Origin of the sequence: Lacicoccus qingdaonensis (assembly GCF_900101075.1) — a bacterium.
GTDB classification, from domain to species: domain Bacteria; phylum Bacillota; class Bacilli; order Staphylococcales; family Salinicoccaceae; genus Lacicoccus; species Lacicoccus qingdaonensis.
The window spans coordinates 126,039-140,905 of the sequence record NZ_FNFY01000002.1; the positions used below are offsets into that span (position 1 = coordinate 126,039).

Sequence of the window (14,867 nt, forward strand, 5' to 3'; positions counted from 1 at the left end):
ATCATTTTCACGGGTATCTTTTTATTAATTATATGTGAATTCGTCAAATTATATAAAAAACGTCATGATAAGAATGACTTATCATGACGCCGGTTCAATCGATGCCCAGATATTCTTCAAGCACCAGGTCCTGTGCATATATTTCTGTTGCCGCTTTTTCGCCGACATATCTGATATGCCACGGCTCATAGCCGAGGCCGGTAATGTCTTCCTTGCCTTCCTGATAACGGATGATGAAGCCGTACTCATGCGCAACATCTTTCATCCATTCATAATCAGGCGTTTCACCGAACGGAATTGCAGCGGTCGAGGCGCTTTCCACCGAACCGATATCCACTGCAAGACCCGACTGATGCTCGGAATGTCCCGCCTGCAGCGTACGGAGATCCGCCGCTTCCTGTCCGAGTGTCTCTACAAAATGATCATACACTTCCACCTGGTCCTGATACGAACGGAACCCGCTGACGATGACGAGGTCAAACCCTTCCGCCGCTGCATCATCGATCAGTTCGGTATATGCTTCGATGACTTCCGGTTCGACACCCGGGTTGTAGTCGGCCGGCAGACCGTATTCTTCATTGACGATCAGAATATCATTGATATACGTGACGCCGTCCACATCTCTCCATGTCGGTACGGCAAGCTCACTGACATCGTATGCTTCGATGGTCTTGCTGAAAGCGTCGAACGGCGCATCGGACGGCTCCGCTTCTCCGTTCCCGCAGCCTGCAAGCACCAGAAGCATTGCCGCGATTATAAGTATACGAGTTGTAAAATTCACATCCACACCTCTTTTTATTTTACTCGAGGCCTGCACGTCTGAAGATGACATCGACACGCTGCAGGTGATGGTTTTCATCGAACAGTCCGTCAATCTCTTCTGTGGTCAGCACTTCAGTGATCCGTTCATCTGCTGAAATCAGTTCCTTGAACGGCACTTTTGTCTCCCATGATTCCATCGCCTTCGGCTGAACAAGGTCATACGCCTCTTCTCTTGCAAGACCTTTATCGATCATCGTCAGCATGACGCGCTGTGAGTATACAAGTCCGAACGTCTTATCGATATTATTTTTCATGTTGTCTTCGAATACCGTCAGATTTTTGACGAGGCTTGTAAATCTGTTCAACATATAATTGAGGGCAATCGTCACGTCAGGCAGCATGATACGCTCCGCCGATGAATGGGAAATATCCCTTTCATGCCAGAGCGGCACATTTTCATACGCCGTTGAAATGTAGCCGCGGATGACGCGTGCAAGACCGGTTACGTTCTCGCTGCCGATCGGATTGCGTTTATGCGGCATCGCGCTGGAACCTTTCTGGCCTTTGCCGAACGACTCTTCCACTTCACGTGTTTCCGTCTTCTGGAGGCCTCTGATTTCCACTGCAAATTTTTCGATTGACGTCGCGATCAGTGCAAGCACGCTGATGTAATGGGCATGACGGTCACGCTGCAGCGTCTGCGTGGACACTTCTGCAAAATCGAGGCCGAGATGCTCACATACATACTCTTCCACTTCAGGCGGGATATTTGCGAATGTGCCGACGGCACCGCTCATTTTGCCCACTTCGATTTCTTCCCTTACCGCTTTGAAACGCTTCAGGTTGCGTTTCATTTCCATATACCATAAAGCGAGTTTGACCCCGAATGTCGTCGGCTCCGCATGCACGCCGTGTGTACGTCCCATCATCAATGTCGTCTTATGCTCTTTTGCACGCTCGCCAAGCACTTCGATGAAACGCTCGAGATCTTTCTCGATTACATCATTTGCCTGCCTGATTATGTAACTCTGCGCCGTATCCACGACATCAGTCGACGTAAGGCCGTAGTGCACCCACTTTTTCTCCTCGCCGAGTGTTTCCGACACCTGTCTTGTAAAAGCGACAACATCATGACGCGTCTCCGCTTCTATTTCAAGTATGCGGTCCACATCAATCTTCGCATTCGGACGGATGTTCTTCACTTCATCTTTCGGGATGATGCCGAGTTCCGCCCATGCTTCCGCCGCCAGAATTTCTACTTCCAGCCAGGCTTTGTATTTATTTTCATCTGTCCAGATTGCTGCCATTTCATCTCTCGTATAACGTGAAATCATAAACGCTCGCTCCTTAAATTTTTATGCCCTCTCATTATAGCAGAAAATAAAGTGCTTCTTTCCGTCTTTTCAATCATTTCTGTAAAACAACGTAAAAAAAACCGGAAGATAACTTCCGGCTTCTAATCTTCGATGCGTCTGCCCTCGAACTCTATCTGCTGGTGGCTGACGGTGCGCATGCCGTTCTCTTCTTTAAAAACGGGCACTTCAGAGCGTCTGACAGGCGTATAGCCTTCAGCTTTCATTCTCTCCAGACAGTCGAGAACCGATTCATTTTTTTCAACTTTAAATTTTTTCTTCTTTTTTGGATTTGCCATTTGCTTCAGCCATTTCCTCTTCATATATTTCCTCTAAAACTTCCTCGACATGTTCCGGTTCGTAATTGGCCACTTTACGGCTGCTGACACCTTTCGTCCAAAAGCCGCCGCTGATCGTTTTTGTTTCGTAGGCGACGATAAATGCCTTATCGTCAAGCTCTCTAATCGTGTCGATCAGTTTATTCTGGTAGCGTCTCGGCGTTAATATCTGCATCGTCGTCCGTTCGCCGTCACGGCCGTATGCTGTGCCGTGTGTTACACCGTACCCCAGAACTCTCAGCTGGTCCGGAAGGTCCCGGTCGCGTTCTGCCGTCGTCACATTGACAACCATATAACCGAGCGCAAGCTTCTCTTCAATTTTCAGGCCCATCAGAATGCCGGCACCAAAGCCGAGTGCATATGCAATGATGTTCACCGGCTGGTCCAGATTATCAAGCACCAGCCCGAGACCGATGATATAGACAAGGGTTTCCAAAATGCTGACGGAAGCCGCCATATAGCGGTAACCTTTAGTCAGCGCGACTGTGCGTAAAGTCATGAAGCTTACGTAAAATATATTGATGACAAATATGACAATGACCATCAATACAACACTTTGTGAAATCATTTCGAACATCTTTCATTTTCCTTCCGGTTATAATTTAATTTTTATATGAATGATACCGGTTGTATGGAAGCACACGCTTATGCTGTGTTTTATCATACCAGCTGATGATCGTTTCATAATCTTTATCATTGATGTCCTTACCTTCCAGGAAGTCATCAATCGCATCATACTCGACACCGAGCGCCTCTTCGTCGCTCAGCATCGGACGGTCGCTCTCAAGGTCCGCCGTCGGCACTTTCTTATACAGATGTTCAGGCGCACCCAGATGTTTTAATATTGCCTGGCCTTGACGCTTGTTCAGTCCGACGAGCGGTGCGATATCACATGCGCCGTCACCGTGCTTTGTATAAAAACCGGTCAATGCTTCGGCTGCATGGTCGGCCCCGAGTACGATGCCTTCTGTCGCTGCTGCAACGGCATACTGGGCCTTCATCCTTTCACGCGCCTTTTCATTGCCTTTGATGAAATCGGACAGTTCATAGCCCGCTTCCTTCAATGCATCAACACTCGCATCCACAGATGCTTTGATGTTTATTTTCTGGACGGACGAGGGACTGATGAACTCCACTGCATCAATGGCATCCTGTTTGTCCGCCTGCTCCCCGTACGGCAGGTTCAGTGCATGGAATGAATACTTCTCCTCATTCTGCTCCGCGTTCAGTTCATCCACCGCCATCTGCGCAAGTTTTCCGAGCAGCGTGGAGTCCTGGCCGCCCGATATGCCGAGCACCATGGACTTCAGAAAAAGGTGTCCTTCCATATAATCTTTGATGAAATCGATGATTTCACGCGCTTCCTCTTCAGGCGAAATCTCACTTTTTGCGTGCAGTGCATTTATAATCTCCTCTTGACGTGGTCTCATATTACATTCACTCCAATTTTTTATTGCTTGCATCCTCAATCAGATCCTGTTTGATCTGCCATAATTTTCTTGACAGGTCGACAGGATACTCCTCCGGATTCAAGAAACGTTTGTACTCCTCCCATAAAATGGCAAGATTGCTGTCAAGCCGTTCCTTTATCTCTTCCACTGAATTGGATTCATAAACCAGTTTACCCTCTGTAAAAATATCTTTCAGCAATTCCACTTTGTCGAAGGAATAGATGAGCTTACGCTTGATCGTATGCACAGGGTGGAACATGAGGAGCGGTTCATCCGTGTCCAGTTCTTCACTGTACTCCGTAATATACTCGCCTTCACTCATGCCGGTCTGTCTGTTGATGATGCGGTAGACATTTTTCTTCGCAGGTGTCGTCATCTTCTCCACGTTGCCGGAAATCTTTATACGGTCCTCGAATTCGCCGTCTTTGTTTTCAACCGCGACAAGTTTGTACACCGCACCGAGGGCCGGCTGGTCGTAGGCGGTGATCAGTTTCGTTCCGATGCCCCAGCTGTCCACTCTCGCCCCCTGCGTCTGCAGTGACAGAATCGTCACTTCATCGAGGTCGTTCGAGACGATGATTTTGGCTTCCGTGAAACCGGCCTCATCCAGCATTTTACGCGCTTTTTTGGACAGGTATGCGATGTCTCCCGAGTCGAGACGTATACCAATGAAGTTAATCTTATCCCCCATCTCGCGGGCAACTTTAATGGCATTCGGCACCCCGGACCTCAGCGTGTCGAAAGTGTCGACTAAAAAGACGCAGTCCTCGTGTGTCTTTGCATATGCTTTGAATGCTTCATAATCATCGCCGTATGCCTGGATCATCGAGTGGGCATGCGTGCCGCTCGGCGGCAGGTCGAACAGCTTGGCGGCCCTGACGTTACTCGTGCCGTCAAAACCTCCGATGATCGCTGCCCTTGCCCCCCAGATGGCCGCATCAAATTCATGCGCACGCCTTGAACCGAACTCCATCAGTTGTTCATTCGGCGTAATCTGGCGGATACGGCTCGCCTTCGTTGCAATCAGCGTCTGATAGTTGACGATGTTGAGCAGCGCCGTTTCGATGAGCTGTGCTTCAGCGAGCGGGGCCTCCACCTGCACAAGCGGCATATTATTGAAGACGACCTGTCCCTCTTCAACTGCGCGCAGATTTCCTGTGAATTTCAGCCCCTTCAGGTAGCCCAGGAACTCTTCATTGTATTCCTGCGAACGCAGGTACTCTATATCCGAATCCGTAAACTTCAGATTTGAAAGATAATCGATGATCCTCTCCAGACCTGCAAAAACGGCATACCCGTTTTCAAAAGGCATCTGTCTGAAATAAAGATCAAATATCGCCGTGCGGTTATGGATGCCCTGATTATAATAGACTTCCGCCATATTGATTTGGTATAAATCCGTATGGAGCATAAAACTGTCGTCCTCGTACTGGTACATTATTACGTCCACCCTTCCTATTGCTTATGTATATCGGTTATAATTAAATCATAATCATTTTACCACAGGATCATCAGATTAGAACATTACAACACCGGAGGTTTGCATGGATACAAACGGTTTCAGACGAAAATTCATCATACTGTCCATCATAGTATGTATTTCAGGCTTTTCCCAAGGGCTGCTTCTGCCCTTGATATCATTCATATTCGAAGACCGCGGCATATCCCCCGCACTGAGCGGCCTCCATGCCTCCGGACTGTACATCGGCGTATTTGTATCTGCACTGTTCATCGAGGCACCGCTCAGAAAGTACGGCTACCTTCCGATGATCGTCATCGGGGGTGCAACGGTCGGCGTGTCGCTGTTTTTATTCCCGTTCCTTGAAAATATATGGATCTGGTTCGTCCTCCGCCTCATTATCGGTGTCGCTGACAACGTGCTGCATTTCAGCACCCAGACCTGGCTGATCCAGTCGTCGCCGCCGAAACGGATGGGGAAAATCATTGCATTTTACGGTCTGTTCTTTTCCTTCGGCTTCATGGTCGGTCCGAAAGTCAGTGAGCTTGTCGTCATCAATGAGTCGCTGCCGTTCATCGTTTCTGCAGTGCTGACGATGATTGCCTGGCCGCTCATTTTCCTGCTGCCGGGTGCACGCAGTGAAAAACCGGCCGATGCCGGTGTTCCGAGCAACTTTTTCAATACTTTGAAGAATTTCAAGGCCGTCATCATCACAAGCTGGGCATGCTTTCTGATGCCGATGCTGTTCGGTATTTTCGAGGGCTCGCTGAACACGAACTTCCCGGTGTACGCTCTCAGGAATGACTTTGAAGTTTCCGAAGTGACATGGATACTGCCGATGTTTTCTTTCGGGGCGATTCTGCTCCAGGTACCGATCGGCAGCCTCGGTGACAAAGTCGGCCGCAGCAGGCTGATCAGCGTACTGCTGCTGCTCGGTCTCGGCACATTTCTGTTGATGGAAGTCTTCAGCGGCTCATTCATCATGCTGATGGTTTTATTTGTCCTCGCAGGTATTTTTGTCGGTTCGATGTATTCACTCGGCATCAGCTATATGGCGGATATGACGCCTGCTTACAACCTGCCGGCCGGCAACCTGATCGCCGGCATGTTCTTCAGTATCGGCAGCATACTCGGTCCGGTGATCGGCGGTGCTGTCATTACAGGAACCGGCGGCGGAATGTACTTTTTCTTTTTCGTCATTGCAATTTTGACGGTCTTTATTTTGAACGTGATTTTTATGATTTCAAAAAGAAACTATGTAAAGGAATGATTTTATGAAAAAAGCACTTTTAGTCATCGACTACTCCTACGACTTCGTGGCCCCGGACGGAAAATTGACTGCCGGGGAACCTGCGATCGCACTTGAACAGAGCATTGCCGACAGAATTGACGCGGCGGATAAGAACGGCGAGAATATATTTTTCATGATGGACCTGCATTACGAAAACGATACACACCATCCGGAGCATAAACTGTTCCCGCCGCACAACATTGCCGGCACGCCGGGACGTGAGCTGTACGGCAAAGTTTTGGAGAAATATAAAGAAATCGAAGGACAGGACAATGTGTTCTTCCTTGATAAGACACGCTACAGCGCGTTCAGCGGCACACCGCTCCATCACCTCCTCAAGGAACGCGGCATCGACACCGTCGTTCTGACGGGGGTGGTCACGGACATCTGCATCATGCACACGGCAGTCGACGCCTACAATTCAGGGTACGGCATCATCGTCCCTGAATCATGTGTCGCATCGTTCAACCCCGATGGCCATAAAGTGAGCCTCGAGCACTTTAAAAATACTTTAGGTGCAACAGTTGAACCATAGCAAGTCCATGTTTCTAATGTTAAAATAAAATTATCATACATTGAAAAGGAGTTTCATAATGGCAGTTAAAATTTTTGGACACCAAAACCCGGATACGGATACAATCACTTCTGCGATCGTACTTGCAGATATTGAAACTAATTCAGGCAACGATGTGGTCGCCGCACGCCTTGGCGAAGTCAACGCAGAAACACAATATGCACTGGACCACTTCAATGCCGCTGCGCCTGAGCTGATTGAAAGTGTCGGCGAAGGCGATGACGTCATCCTGGTCGATCATAATGAATTCCAGCAGTCCGCTGAAAATATCGGACAGGCAAATATTTTAAAAGTTGTGGACCACCACCGTATTGCAAACTTCCAGACAGAGTCCCCACTCTTCTACAGAGCGGAACCAGTCGGATGTACAGCAACGATCCTCCACAAAATGTATAAGGAAAATGACCTTGAAATCAGCCGTGAAATGGCCGGACTGATGTTATCCGCAATCATTTCCGACACGCTGCTCTATAAATCACCGACGACGACCGATGAAGATATCGCAGCAGGTGAAGCACTGCAGAAAATCGCTGAAGTGAATGCTGAAGAGTACGGTATTGAAATGCTGAAAGCAGGCGCTTCGACTGAAGATAAATCTGCTGAAGCACTCATTACAGGTGATGCGAAATCATTTGAAATGGGCTCTAAAACGACCCGCATTGCACAGATCAACGTTGTGGATGTGGAAGAAGTTTTGGCACGTAAATCTGAATTGACTGACGCAGTGGAAAAAGAAATCGAAGCTGAAGGATATGATCTGTTCGTCCTCGTCATCACAAACATTCTGGAATCAGATTCAACAGTCATCGCACTCGGATCAGATGCCAATGTCGTTGAAAAAGCATTCGACGTATCACTCGATGAGGATACAGCATTATTAGAAGGTGTCGTTTCCCGTAAAAAACAAGTCGTGCCGAACATTACGAAGGCGCTTGGATAAGATAATTTCGAGTTCTTAAGACCGGACAGAATCGGCGATTGCCACGTTCTGTCCGTTTTTTTGTATCGATTTTGGACAGTTTTCAAGAAGTATTCAGACAAAACATCCATATCCTCCGCTGAAACGACAAAAAAGAAGCCGGTGTCCGGCTTCTTTTCCACATTGGAAGGCTATTTCCAAATAATAGTTGAAAGAATGAAAAAATGGTATGTCAATAATATAACATCAATTGTCAGAAAAAACAATCTATTTTAAAGAACTTTTTATCATTCCATAATCTTGCTTAAAATACTGGCCCTTCCTTCTTTCAGTTTTTCCTCTGAACATTCCCCCGAAATTTCATACCCATAGTTTTCCATTGCGTTGCTGAAGGACACTTCATCTATGTAATTTGTCAGTCCCGCCTCTTCAAAGCAGGCCGGATGGACAGTGACTTTTAAAGTGTGGTCGACGATGACCCGTTCTGTGTCGCTCGTCTCGGGTGCCAACGGTAAAACGAGTATTAAAACCACGGCCGCCAGTAAAATGATTAATACGATTAATTTCTTCATACTGTCACCTTTTTCCGATTGCTATGTTTATTTTAACATGATTTTTCAATAGGTAAATAAAACCCACCCCTTGATTAATCGAACATATGTTCGTATAATGTGAGTACTTGGAAAATACAAAAAAGAGAGGGATTGTGATGGATTATCGTGATATGCCGAGAGAATCGCTGAATTCAAATATTCCAGAGGGCCGTGGCATGATCAAATGGGCGCCGTTTGCCACGATGCCGGAACAATTTGAGAATGTCCGTAAGCTGCAGGAAGATCAGGTGAAAATCGAACGCCCCGAACTGTCTGATGACCGGCTGGATGAAATCGACCGGACGTTAAAAAAAGCACTTGCCTTAAAAAGACAAGTGCGGATTGAATATTATTATGACGGCCACCGCTTTTCCGTCGTCCTAAAAATCATCTCCGTCGATATATGGAGCATGATTGTCGTCGGTCAGCAAAACGATGGCGAAGAGATGGTGTTCATCTCTTTCATTGATGTTTTAAATATTATTATGCTATGACAACTGCTTGTCCAGGAACAGTACCGGTTCTTTCTGGTAGTCTGTTGCAAGCATCAGGTGGTAAGCAAGGACAGTCGTCGTAATTGCACCAATTCCGCCCGGAACCGGTGTGATATATGATGTTTTATCTTTGACTGCATCATAGTTCACGTCTCCGACAAGCTTGCCTTCATCATTGAAGTTGATACCTACATCGATGACAATCGCACCCTCTTTTACGTGCGCTTCATCAATCAGGTTCACGGCACCTGCAGCACTGACGATGACGTCTGCATTTTCACATTTCGCTTTCAGATCATCCGTATACAGGTTGCATGTCGTCACTGTCGCTTCCTGGTTCATCATCAGGATGGACAGCGGTTTGCCGACAACGGCACTCGCACCGACAACAGTTACGTTCTTACCTTTCAGGTCGACATCATAAAACTTGAGCATTTCCATCACGGCAGCCGGTGTACACGGCTCAAGACGGTTTTCTTCTTTGGCGATGAGTTTGCCCAGGTTATCCGGCGTCATACCGTCGATATCTTTGACCGGGTTCATGATTTCAACTACACGCTTCATATCGATATGCTTTGGAATCGGCTGAAGCAGCAGAATACCATTGATATCATAATCTTCATTGATTTCTCTGAAACGGTTCAGGAAAGCTCTTGCCGAAACATCCTCCGGAAAAGAAAAACGTTCTGTTTCAATGCCTAATTTCTCAAAACGCTTGACCGCTGCGTTTTCATAGGAAATCGAGTCGGAAAGATCGCCTACTCTGACAAAAGCGACTTTAGGCGTGATGCCAAGAGTGTGAGATTTCTCGACAACTTCCCTGATCTCTTCTGATAAGTGAGCAGCAACTTTCTTACCATCCATAATTGTAGTCATTTTCAGTACTCCTTTTTCAATCGTTATTTTAAGTCAATTGTATCATATATATACAACATTCATGTCAAAAACCATGCAGCCGGGACAAATTTCGGCTCAGTCGGGTTTCATCCATAAAAAAAGATACAAAATCTAAATATTTAGACTTTGTACCTTCCAAAGTGATTACTTTGTTTCACGGTGTAACGTGTATTTGTTTGATCTTGGGCAATATTTGTTCATTTCAATACGCTCAGGATTGTTTCTTTTGTTTTTAGTTGAAATGTAGTTGCGGTCACCACATTCAGTACATGCCAAAGTAACATTTACTCTCATCAATATTCCCTCCTACTATAGTTATTTAACGTGAGGTCTGTCTCCTAATCAACTGGCCAGTTGATCATCCAGAACGCTGGATGATTGGTATATTTTTAAGACCCTCATTTTAGTCACCAATCTATTCTACATTCTTTACAATAATTTTTCAACTGATAATATTAATATTTTTATTAAATAAAGATTGATTAATCGTAACTGTTACGATATAATTTTAAAACGTAATGATTCTCATTTAAAGGGGCCCTGCACAGTGAACAACTTCTTAAAAGTGCTGACACCGATTATACTGTTGATATTCCTTGCCGCATGCAGTGATAGAGACGGCGGAGCGCCGGAAACAGATGACAGCATTGAAATTTATACGACCGTTTTCCCGTTGAAAAGCTTTGCCGAACAGATCGGCGGTGACAGCGTCGACGCAAATACCATCTATCCGAAAGGTGTCGATGCCCATACTTATGAACCCACCCAGAAAGATATGATCGATTTTGCCGAAGCCGATCTCTTCATCTATACGTCGGATGACTTCGACCCGGTCGCCGGCAGCATCAAAAATGCCGTGGACGGCCACAGTGAGTTTCTGCCGGCTGCAGACAATATTGAAGAAGATGATCTGATGGCACACGACCACGAACACGATGACCATGAAGCACACGACGACCATGGGCATGACCACGATCATGGCGCCACCGATCCCCACGTCTGGCTGGACCCTGTCCTTGCACAGTCCATGGCTGAACAGATCAAAGACAAACTGATCGAACTGAACCCGGACGAAGCGTCCACTTATGAAGAAAACTATGAAACGCTTGCTGCCGACCTCGGTGATATTGACTCGGAACTCCAACAGATGACAGAAGACACAGCCCGTGACAGTGTTTATATTTCACATGAATCCATCGGATATCTCGCTGACAGATACCATTTCGAACAGGTCGCAATCAACGGTTTGAACAATGACGAACCCAGCCAGCAGGACCTGACCGCAATCGTCGACAGCATCGAGGAACAGAACATCAGATATATACTGTATGAACAGAATGTCACTTCAAGCATTACCGACACCATCCAGAGCTCGACGGACACGGAGCCGCTTGAATTCCATAACCTCGCAGTGCTGACGGATGAAGATGATGCGGACTCGACCTATCAGTCCATCATGCGTGAAAACATTTCCGTACTCGGCCAGGCACTCAATGATTAATGAAAAAGGCAGGTCACTATGACCTGCCTTTTTTACTGATTGAATTTAAGCCCGTCCCTTTTCAGCTGCTCAGTGAATTCTTTGATTTCATCCACATCTTTTTTCAAGAGGAACACGATAATCGCAATTCCAACCGCCAGAACGGCGAGACCGATGATAAATAATTTGAAAAGCAGTCCGATCAGACCTTTGATAAAATCGAGCATGTTTAAAAACCTCCTGTACTAATATTAATTTTGTAAAGATAATGTAAAAAAACTGTGGACAATTGTTCGAAACTGAGTTAAGATGTAAATAGTTACATAGGTGATATTTCCTAATATATCCCCTGCACTTTTCTCCTAAAAAGTGCAGGCTTTTTTTTGCCTCTTACCCTTCAACCACTTTGAAATAAACTTTTCTTGTCCGCGGGCCGTCGAACTCCGCAAAATACAAACTCTGCCATGTACCGTATATGATTTCCCCATCGTGAACAATCAGAGTCTCACCCGCACCGACCAGGGAGGATTTCATATGAGAGTCCGAATTCCCTTCAGCATGCTGATATTCCTTTTTATTGTCAAACGTCTTTTCCATACCGTAAACCAGATCTTTTGTGACATCCGGATCCGCATTCTCATTGATTGTGATGCCGGCAGTCGTATGCGGGGTGAAAACCGTGATGATGCCATCCGTAATGCCGCTTTTCTCAAGCGCTTCCGATGCCAGGTGATCAATATTGACGAAAGTGTTCCGTGCGGCTGTTTCAACATTGAAAGTAAAAAGCATTTCGGCCTCCTCAATTAGAAATAATCTATTCGGGTATAATAATACTAAATTATTTATAAGGAGTGTACTAACTTGGCTTATACTATGAATGATTATCCGGACTCGCTGAAAAATCTGGAACGGCTGGAACGCAGAAAAGCAATCGATATCATCAATGCGATGCTTGAGGAAGGCTACGATGAAAACCGTGCGATTCCAATCGGCACTGAACAGGCACAGGAATGGTACAAGGACGCATCAGATGACGAGCTTCAGAAGCTGGAGAATAAAGATCTCCAAAAGCACGACGACGATGACGACAGCCGCGGGCCGGAACTGATCGACAACAATGTCGAGGTATACTTTGAAGAAGATGAATGGAAAGTGAAAACCGTCGGTGCCAAACAGGCGAGCGCGACTTTTGATAAAAAGACGGATGCAGAAAAGAGAGCGAAAGAAATTGCGGACAAACGTGGGACAAACGTCAAAGTCCATAATAAGAACGATTAAAAAAAGCACTCAGTTTCTGAGTGCTTTTTTATGAGGCAATAACATTTTATGGTCTGATGTCTGCCATTATGCCGCCGCTTCTTTTGCAGATACTTCTTCATTCTCTTTTCTGTTCATCGGCATCAATCTCATTGCGTTCACAATGACAGCGAGTACACTTGCCTGATGGATCAGCATGCCCGACGCCAGGTGGATGTATCCGTAAACCACGCCGAGGAGCAGGAGGACAACTGTAATCAATGCAATTCCCGTGTTCTGCATCATGATGTTGAATGTTGATTTCGACATCGTGTAACCGATCGCCAGTTTTTTGAGTTTTTCACTCATCAGTACGACGTCCGCCGTTTCCATCGCGATATCCGTACCGCCGTGTCCGATTGCCACACCGACATCACTCAGTGCGAGAGCCGGCGCATCGTTGATGCCGTCCCCGACCATCATGACCTTACGTTTCTGATTCTGCTCATTTTCAATATATGCCATCTTCTCATCCGGCAGCAGCTCTGCGTGGAATTCATCCAGACCGAGGATGTCCGCCACTTTCTCTGCTGCGTAACGGTTATCACCCGTCAGCATGACAAGCTTCTTCGCACCGTGTTCCCTCAATGTCCTGACCGCTTCAAGTGCATCTTCTTTAATTCTGTCCATGATGGAAATCAGTCCGATGACTTCATCATTTTTCACAACGAACATCGCTGTCTGTCCCTCTTTCTGTTCGGAGATATAATCATTGATGATTTCTTCAGGGATGGCGATGTGCTGTTCGTCAATGAGCTTTTTATTGCCGATGTAGTAGTGGTCATCGTCTATGATGCCGCTGACACCGCGCGCTTTGATCGCTTCAGCATCTGTGACTTCTGAATACTTGCCCTTAAGCTTCCTGTCTTCAGCTTCTTTGACGATCGTCCGGCCGAGGTGATGTTCACTCACCTGCTCGAGTGAAGCGGACAATGCCAGCATTTCATCTTCTGTCATATCATTATAGACTGAAATGTTCGTAACGCTCGGACGCCCTTCCGTCAAAGTACCCGTCTTGTCAAAGATGACCGTATCGATCTTCGCAAACCTGTCGACCGTGTCGCCGCCTTTGACCAGTACACCTTTTTTTGCACTGTTCCCGATACCAGCGACATATGCGACCGGCGCACCGATGATCAGGGCACCCGGACACGCAATGACGAGGAATGTGATCGCCAGATGGACGTTCTGTGTAATAAAGCCCACCAGTATCGCGAGAACGACGATGGCCGGTGTGTAGTACTGCGCAAATCGGTTGAGGAATTTTTCGGTGCCGCTCTTACGTTCCGACGCTTCCTCGACCAGTTCGATAATTTTCGAAAACGTTGTATCTTCGCCGACTTTCGTCGCTTCCAGTTCGATGTATCCTGTGTCGATGACGCTGCCGCTGAATACTTCGTCTTCAAGCGTTTTATTCTGCAGGATGGATTCACCTGAAATTGCGGATTCGTTGATCTGCGCCTTACCTTTGACGATTTTTCCGTCTACAGGGATTTTACCGCCCGGCTGGACGACTACCGTCTCCCCGACTTCGACCTCATCGATATCGACTTCGACAATTTCACCGTCGCGCATGACTTTTGCGACATTCGGCGCCATGTCCAGAAGTGACTGGATCGAGCTGCGCGTTTTGGCAAGTGTCCTTTTTTCAAGATATGCACCGAACAGGAACAGGAATGTGACGATACCCGCTTCGGTATATTCCTGGATGATCAGTGCCCCGATGACTGCGATGGTGATCAGCAGTTCTATGCTGAAACTTTTCACCGTCAGCGCACTCCATGCACGCTGCAGTATCGGACCGATTGCGACAAGCGTCGCCAAAATGAATGTTATATCTCTGACGACCGAGTACCCGAGAACCAGGAACACAAGCCCGATTACCAAAAGAGCACCCGAAGTGTACATCAATGTATTCAAATGTTTGTTAAACCATAAAGCCATTATTAGCCCCTCCTTGA

General features: G+C 46.7%; 18 protein-coding genes. 6 read left to right on the top strand and 12 right to left on the bottom strand.

Going from position 1 to position 14,867, the window contains the following annotated elements; all coding sequences use genetic code 11:
• Positions 1 to 94 precede the first annotated feature (94 nt).
• The 6 genes from BLR15_RS02080 to BLR15_RS02105 all read right to left on the bottom strand — a co-directional run bounded on the left by BLR15_RS02080 (position 95) and on the right by BLR15_RS02105 (position 5,341).
• Positions 95 to 781: a M15 family metallopeptidase gene (locus BLR15_RS02080; protein ID WP_245696479.1), complete on the bottom strand. Its 687-nt coding sequence runs from the start codon at positions 779 to 781 to the stop codon at positions 95 to 97.
• A gap of 19 nt (positions 782 to 800) precedes the next feature.
• On the bottom strand, positions 801 to 2,096 hold the full coding sequence (gene purB, locus BLR15_RS02085; RefSeq protein ID WP_092984189.1) for an adenylosuccinate lyase: 1,296 nt from the start codon (positions 2,094 to 2,096) through the stop codon (positions 801 to 803).
• Positions 2,097 to 2,218: 122 nt separating this feature from the next.
• The gene (locus tag BLR15_RS02090) at positions 2,219 to 2,413 is read right to left on the bottom strand and encodes an NETI motif-containing protein (protein ID WP_092984191.1); all 195 of its coding nucleotides are present in this window, start codon (positions 2,411 to 2,413) and stop codon (positions 2,219 to 2,221) included.
• On the bottom strand, positions 2,382 to 3,020 hold the full coding sequence (locus tag BLR15_RS02095; RefSeq protein ID WP_407927509.1) for a DUF2179 domain-containing protein: 639 nt from the start codon (positions 3,018 to 3,020) through the stop codon (positions 2,382 to 2,384). The genes BLR15_RS02090 and BLR15_RS02095 overlap by 32 nt, the downstream gene beginning before the upstream one ends.
• A gap of 34 nt (positions 3,021 to 3,054) precedes the next feature.
• Positions 3,055 to 3,882 (bottom strand): ammonia-dependent NAD(+) synthetase, encoded by an 828-nt coding sequence (gene nadE / locus BLR15_RS02100; protein WP_092984195.1) that lies wholly within the window; start codon positions 3,880 to 3,882, stop codon positions 3,055 to 3,057.
• 7 nt (positions 3,883 to 3,889) lie between these two features.
• Entirely contained in the window at positions 3,890 to 5,341 is a 1,452-nt protein-coding gene (locus BLR15_RS02105) for a nicotinate phosphoribosyltransferase (RefSeq protein WP_092984197.1), read from the bottom strand.
• Positions 5,342 to 5,447: 106 nt separating this feature from the next.
• Here BLR15_RS02105 and BLR15_RS02110 point away from each other — a divergent pair, with 106 nt between their 5' ends.
• From BLR15_RS02110 to BLR15_RS02120, 3 genes are read left to right on the top strand one after another with little or no spacing between them, the layout of a single operon-like run.
• Positions 5,448 to 6,632, top strand: a complete 1,185-nt coding sequence (locus BLR15_RS02110; RefSeq protein WP_092984199.1) for an MFS transporter — start codon at positions 5,448 to 5,450, stop codon at positions 6,630 to 6,632.
• A gap of 4 nt (positions 6,633 to 6,636) precedes the next feature.
• Positions 6,637 to 7,188 carry a cysteine hydrolase family protein gene (locus BLR15_RS02115; protein ID WP_092984201.1) on the top strand — a complete coding sequence of 184 codons (552 nt, stop codon included), beginning with the start codon at positions 6,637 to 6,639 and terminating at the stop codon, positions 7,186 to 7,188.
• 55 nt (positions 7,189 to 7,243) lie between these two features.
• Positions 7,244 to 8,167, top strand: coding sequence for a manganese-dependent inorganic pyrophosphatase (locus BLR15_RS02120; protein ID WP_176754036.1), 924 nt, complete (start codon positions 7,244 to 7,246; stop codon positions 8,165 to 8,167).
• 266 nt (positions 8,168 to 8,433) lie between these two features.
• On the opposite strand, the gene BLR15_RS02125 is transcribed toward BLR15_RS02120, so the two are convergent.
• Complete coding sequence (locus BLR15_RS02125; RefSeq protein WP_092984205.1) at positions 8,434 to 8,718, bottom strand: alpha-amylase; 285 nt, start codon at positions 8,716 to 8,718, stop codon at positions 8,434 to 8,436.
• Between the two features lie 137 nt (positions 8,719 to 8,855).
• Here BLR15_RS02125 and BLR15_RS02130 point away from each other — a divergent pair, with 137 nt between their 5' ends.
• Positions 8,856 to 9,233, top strand: coding sequence for a YolD-like family protein (locus BLR15_RS02130; RefSeq protein ID WP_092984207.1), 378 nt, complete (start codon positions 8,856 to 8,858; stop codon positions 9,231 to 9,233).
• Here the strand turns inward: BLR15_RS02130 and BLR15_RS02135 are convergent.
• Together BLR15_RS02135 and rpmG are read right to left on the bottom strand one after the other, a co-directional pair.
• Positions 9,228 to 10,109: a bifunctional 5,10-methylenetetrahydrofolate dehydrogenase/5,10-methenyltetrahydrofolate cyclohydrolase gene (locus BLR15_RS02135; protein WP_092984209.1), complete on the bottom strand. Its 882-nt coding sequence runs from the start codon at positions 10,107 to 10,109 to the stop codon at positions 9,228 to 9,230. The genes BLR15_RS02130 and BLR15_RS02135 overlap by 6 nt on opposite strands.
• A gap of 165 nt (positions 10,110 to 10,274) precedes the next feature.
• On the bottom strand, positions 10,275 to 10,424 hold the full coding sequence (rpmG, locus tag BLR15_RS02140; protein WP_082238318.1) for a 50S ribosomal protein L33: 150 nt from the start codon (positions 10,422 to 10,424) through the stop codon (positions 10,275 to 10,277).
• Positions 10,425 to 10,677: 253 nt separating this feature from the next.
• Between rpmG and BLR15_RS02145 the strand changes: the two genes are divergently transcribed.
• Positions 10,678 to 11,631, top strand: coding sequence for a metal ABC transporter solute-binding protein, Zn/Mn family (locus BLR15_RS02145; RefSeq protein WP_092984211.1), 954 nt, complete (start codon positions 10,678 to 10,680; stop codon positions 11,629 to 11,631).
• Between the two features lie 32 nt (positions 11,632 to 11,663).
• Here BLR15_RS02145 and BLR15_RS13955 read toward each other — a convergent pair whose 3' ends face one another.
• Positions 11,664 to 11,837, bottom strand: coding sequence for a hypothetical protein (locus BLR15_RS13955; RefSeq protein WP_176754028.1), 174 nt, complete (start codon positions 11,835 to 11,837; stop codon positions 11,664 to 11,666).
• Between the two features lie 163 nt (positions 11,838 to 12,000).
• Positions 12,001 to 12,399, bottom strand: coding sequence for a secondary thiamine-phosphate synthase enzyme YjbQ (locus tag BLR15_RS02150; RefSeq protein WP_092984213.1), 399 nt, complete (start codon positions 12,397 to 12,399; stop codon positions 12,001 to 12,003).
• Between the two features lie 72 nt (positions 12,400 to 12,471).
• Here BLR15_RS02150 and BLR15_RS02155 point away from each other — a divergent pair, with 72 nt between their 5' ends.
• The gene (locus BLR15_RS02155) at positions 12,472 to 12,888 is read left to right on the top strand and encodes a DUF2188 domain-containing protein (RefSeq protein ID WP_092984215.1); all 417 of its coding nucleotides are present in this window, start codon (positions 12,472 to 12,474) and stop codon (positions 12,886 to 12,888) included.
• Positions 12,889 to 12,954: 66 nt separating this feature from the next.
• Here the strand turns inward: BLR15_RS02155 and BLR15_RS02160 are convergent, their stop codons facing one another.
• Positions 12,955 to 14,850: a heavy metal translocating P-type ATPase gene (locus BLR15_RS02160; protein ID WP_092984217.1), complete on the bottom strand. Its 1,896-nt coding sequence runs from the start codon at positions 14,848 to 14,850 to the stop codon at positions 12,955 to 12,957.
• Positions 14,851 to 14,867 lie beyond the last annotated feature (17 nt).